The following is a 4,496-nucleotide window of genomic DNA, read 5'->3' on the forward strand; positions in this document are numbered from 1 at the left end:
GGCGCGAGGGCGGGGGCCTGGCCCGTCTGGCCCGCGCCATGGAGACGGGGTACCGGGAGGTGGGCCTCTTCTTCACGGCGGCGGTGTTCACCGTCCGGTGTGTACGAAGCCCGCCCAGGACACGACGTCCGACTGTGCGTGGCCGCGCAGTTGGGCGCGCAGGCGTTTCGGCATGGCCTCCGGGGGCTTGTGGTGGCCGACCATGCACAGCTGTGCCGTGCGCAGGGCGTCGGCGGGTGCCAGGCCCTCCTCCCTGAGGAAGTGGTGGAACATGAACATCAGCACCGAGGTCGCCTCGTCCGGCACGCTCCACGTGGCGCTGACCACCGAGCGGACCCGGCCGGCCAGCAGGGTGGTGCTCAGGCTGAACGCCTCGTCGTAGCCGCGTCCGGACCGGCCGGTGCTGCACGCGGCCAGCACGGCGAGCGCGATGCCGCGGTCGGGGCCGGTGCCCAGGGTCCGCACCAGCCGTTCGGCCGCGAGGTGTTCCCCGCCGTCGAGCAGCAGGTAGGAGCTGTCCCCCGCCGTACGGGTCGGCTCGACGATGCCATGGCAGGCCAGGTGCATCACGGTGCCGCCGTCGGGGTCGGCGAGCCAGCGCAGCACCTCGTCGCGGGTGCCCGCTCCTTCCTGGCTCAGCTCTCCGTCGGGCAGCCTGCCGACGTATCGCGCGTCCGGATAGAAGCAGTCCTTGATCGCCAGCGCTTCCAGGCGTGCGGCGGGCAGGTCCCGCGCCCGTCCGGCGGTGTCGGGGTCGCCGACCACCAGTCCCTTCGTGGTGAGGGGTACCGGGGCGTGCCAGGCCGACTCGCACAGCACGCGGGCGGACGGCGCGTAGGAGAAGACGACGCGCTCCATGGCGTAGCGCCACGTCCCGTCCGCCGACCTGGCGCGTGCGGCGTGCCACGGCACGCGGGCCAGTTCCCGTACGGGCACCAGCGCCAGTCGCGCGGGGCGGTCCGCGGGCAGGTCGAGGTGGCGCTCGACGAGCGGTCCGATCGCCGCCTCCCACGCCCACTCGCAGATCTCGTCGAGCACCTGCGGGGCCCTGTCCCGCGCGCCCAGCAGGGCACTGTCGCGGGTGGGCGCGTCCGCGCCCTCCATGCCCTTTGCCGCGTCGAAGAGGAAGGACTCGAACGCCGCGATGCCGGTGTCGTTCAGCTTCGGCAACAGGCACCAGCTCGGGGGCGCGTCGGCCGGGACGACCACGGCGGCGCCATTGAGCTCGTCGCCCGGTACCAGGTAGACCAGCGCGTCCATGCCGAGCGCGCGCAGGGCCGCCCTCGTCTCGTGGGTCTGCGGCGGGTCGAGCAGCCGGGTCGTGCCCTGGCCGGGACTGGCCGCCGGGGAACCGTCGGCCGTCAGCTCGACGCCCGCCAGCGCGCCGATGACCCGGCGCCGCAGCTCGCCCGGCACGTCGTCCGGCAGATGGCTCCGCTGTGCCTCGGCCCACTCCCGGGCCAGGTCCGCGTCGCCTCCGGCGGTGAGCCGTGCCTCCAGGTCCCGGGTCTCGGTCGTGGCGTAGAGGATCAGACCGCGGCCCGCGTCCAGGGCGGTCGCGGCGCCTTCCGGGTCGTGGTCCATCAGGCACAGCCGCGCCGTGTCCAGGGCGTCCCCGGCCGCGTCGCGGGCCGTGGCCTGCATGTCGTCGGGCGTCGACTGCAGCAGCACACTCCAGGCATGCCCGCGCAGTCCGCTCAGCGCGGTCGAGCGGCCCAGATCATTGCGGCCGGCGAGACGGTAGGCGTGGGCCAGCGGCATCGCGGTCGTGGTCCACAGCGCGTGCGTGCTGGACTCGGCCCTGCGCCAGGCCTGTTCGAGCAGTTCCGTGGCGGTCCTGAGGTGGTTGCGGTCACCGGTCATCTCGACCTTGCGCAGGTGCGCGACCCCGGCGAACATCAGGTAGTACGTGCGTCGCGGGTCGTGCTCGGAGGCGACCGACAGGGTGTCGGTGAGGTGGCGCACCGCGCTGTCCACCGACTGCGGGGTGTCCGTGGCCAGTTCGGCGAGGGCGAGCTGGGACAGCCTGAGGGCGCGTTCGTTGTCCGGGATCCCGGCCTGGTCGGCCATCTGACCGAAGACGCGCAGCTGGTCCTCGCCCGCCGGGTTCACGAACTGCGTACGGTGCGCGGGCCCGCCCCCCGTGCCGTCGGGCTGGAGCATCTGCAGGAACGGGGCGATCTGGTTCCACGCCTCGTCCACCGCCCTCCGCAGCGGATCGCCCACGGGCAGCCGCAGGGAGCCCGCGCGCACCTGCTCCAGCCTCTCCATGGCGCCCGCGTGGTCCCCGCGCATGGCCCTGGCGCTCGCCTCCTGGAGCAGCGCCATCATCGCCCCGCGGTCGAACATCGGGGACCGCGGGTCCAGGCCGTCCGCGAACGCGCGGGCGTCCTCGGCCAGTCGCCGGGCCGCCGACGGATCCATGTCGTCCTGGACGACCAGATGCTGCAGACCCCGCCGTGCCGCGTCGACCATGGTGGCCTGGGGCTGGGTGTCGCCGACGATCCGCGTGTACCGCTCCAGTTCCCGCAGCGCGGCACGCGGACTGAATCCGGGCCGGTTCTGCTGCCAGGCCAGGAGCAGGTCCATGGCCCGCAGCGCGGCGGAGGTGGCGGGCCAGTCCGCGAGGGGGGACGGGTCCGTGTCGGCGATGTCCACGAGCGCCATCGCGCGGGGCATGCGCGCGGATCCCACGAGCTCACCCGACCTGATGAGGGCTGTGGCCAGGACGGCGGCCAGCTTGGCCCGGCCGGGCAGGTCCGCCGGCAGGTCGTCGAAGTCGTCGAGGGCCGCGTCGATGTCCACGGGGTTCTTGGTGATCGTCTCGAAGCGGGTGGCCCGCATCCAGCAGCGCGCGAAGAGCCAGGGCGCGCGGTCGTGCGGGCCGGCCGTCTCGATGGCCTGCGTGGTGCGGGCGATGACCATGGCCAGCGCGTCCGCCGACGCCGTGTCACTCATGTCGGCTCCTTTGCCGATTGGGTCGATGGGGGCGACTGGGCCGAGGGGGCCGATGGGGCAGGTAGGTCGGATGGGGCCGGTGGGGACGAGAGAACACTTGGACGCCTCACCCTTCGGCCGCGGAGCGCATCGCCCGCACCCACGCGACGCCGGTGAAGTTCTTGGCCGCGATCTCGATCTCCACCTTCTCGAAACCGGCGGCCGACAGCCCCTGGTAGCCGGTGCCGACGAGATCCTGGTAGAGCGGGTCCGAGAAGGCGGCCACGAGGTCGGCGTCGGGGGACGCGGCCAGGACGCGGCGTACGGGTGGGGAGTCGAGTACGCGGAAGAGGGCGACCACGGCGGAGCCCGCGTATCCGCTGTCCGCCTCGTGCACGATGCCCTGGTGCAGGCTGGCCCGCATCCGGACACCGGCCGAGCCGCCCTCCGAGCCCGCCCCGGCGGCAGCCCCGTCAGCCGCGGGCGCCCGTTCGTTGGCCGCCGCCAGGCCTGCCGTCAGCCCGGCCAGGAGCCCGGGTACGACCCTGGTCTCGTCGATGTCCGGTTCCAGGACCAGGAGGTAGCCGTCCCCCTGGGCCTGCCGCCCGCAGCGTTCCCAGACGATGCCGGCCCGCTCGCAGGCCGTGCGCAGGGTGCGCAGCAGCACGCGCTGCAACCGGACCATGTCGGCGTTGTCGCGGGCGCTGTACTTCTCGATGTCGACCGCCAGGCACAGCCGTCGTAGCCCCGGCGGAAGCCGCTCCCCGTCCGTCTCCCCGGCGCCGGCCGTCGGCGTCTCGTCCTCGTACGCGGCCAGCGCCCAGGCCCCGGGGGCCGCCTGCTGGTGCGTGAGCGGGGTGAGTGCCGTCCATGTGTCCGCCGCCCGGATGCGGAACGGAGTGTCATAGGGCGTCTCCGCGGTCCTGCGGCGCAGCGTGCCGCCCAACACCGGCTGCACGGTCGTCGTGCTCAGCCTGACCCGGCCGGACAGGTCGGCCGAGGCTGCCGGCAAGCGCACCAGCGCCTGGGCCCACCGCCCGTCGGGGCGGAGCGCGCCGCCTCGGCCCCGGGCCCGGAACGTCCAGCGGAGCCGTGGTCTGCCGAGCCCGAACACGGAGATCTCCGTTCCGTCTGCGGTGACGGTGCCCGGGGCGGGGTCGAGCCTCAGCGCGTGCGTGTCGTCGGCAAGGTCGACGGTGAGGGTGACCTGCTCGTAGCGGCGCCCGTCGGGCAACTCCTCCAGGTCGAAGGGGAAGCAGACGAGGAGTTCGCGGTGCGTGTCCGCTGTCGCTCTCGGGCGGGTAGGGTCCGGCAGCGCGTAGGCGAGCGGCCGGCCGAGGAAGACACCGCCCACACGGTCCCGGACGGGCTCCCCTCCTCCCTTGGGGACCACTGCGTCAACGGCGAGCAGATCGGGCGCGGCGAGTACGTCGTCCTGCACGGGGCCGACGCGGCGGCGACCCGCCTCACCGTCACGGCACCCACCGTCACCGCGCCCACCGTCCGCCCTCGGACATGCCGCCCCGCTGTCCCACATCCGCCCGCTCCCGCTCATGCCC

Annotated in this window: 2 protein-coding genes; both read right to left on the reverse strand. The window is 74.0% G+C overall.

Features of this window, described 5'->3' with window-relative positions:
* Nucleotides 1-87: 87 nt before the first annotated feature.
* Nucleotides 88-2,958: a CHAT domain-containing protein gene (locus EHS43_RS38165; protein WP_125195190.1), complete on the reverse strand. Its 2,871-nt coding sequence runs from the start codon at nt 2,956-2,958 to the stop codon at nt 88-90.
* 106 nt (nt 2,959-3,064) lie between these two features.
* On the reverse strand, nt 3,065-4,496 hold a 1,432-nt coding region (locus tag EHS43_RS38170), incomplete at its 5' end, for a hypothetical protein (RefSeq protein ID WP_221740800.1).

This window comes from Streptomyces sp. RP5T (assembly GCF_003933965.1).
GTDB lineage: Bacteria > Actinomycetota > Actinomycetes > Streptomycetales > Streptomycetaceae > Streptomyces.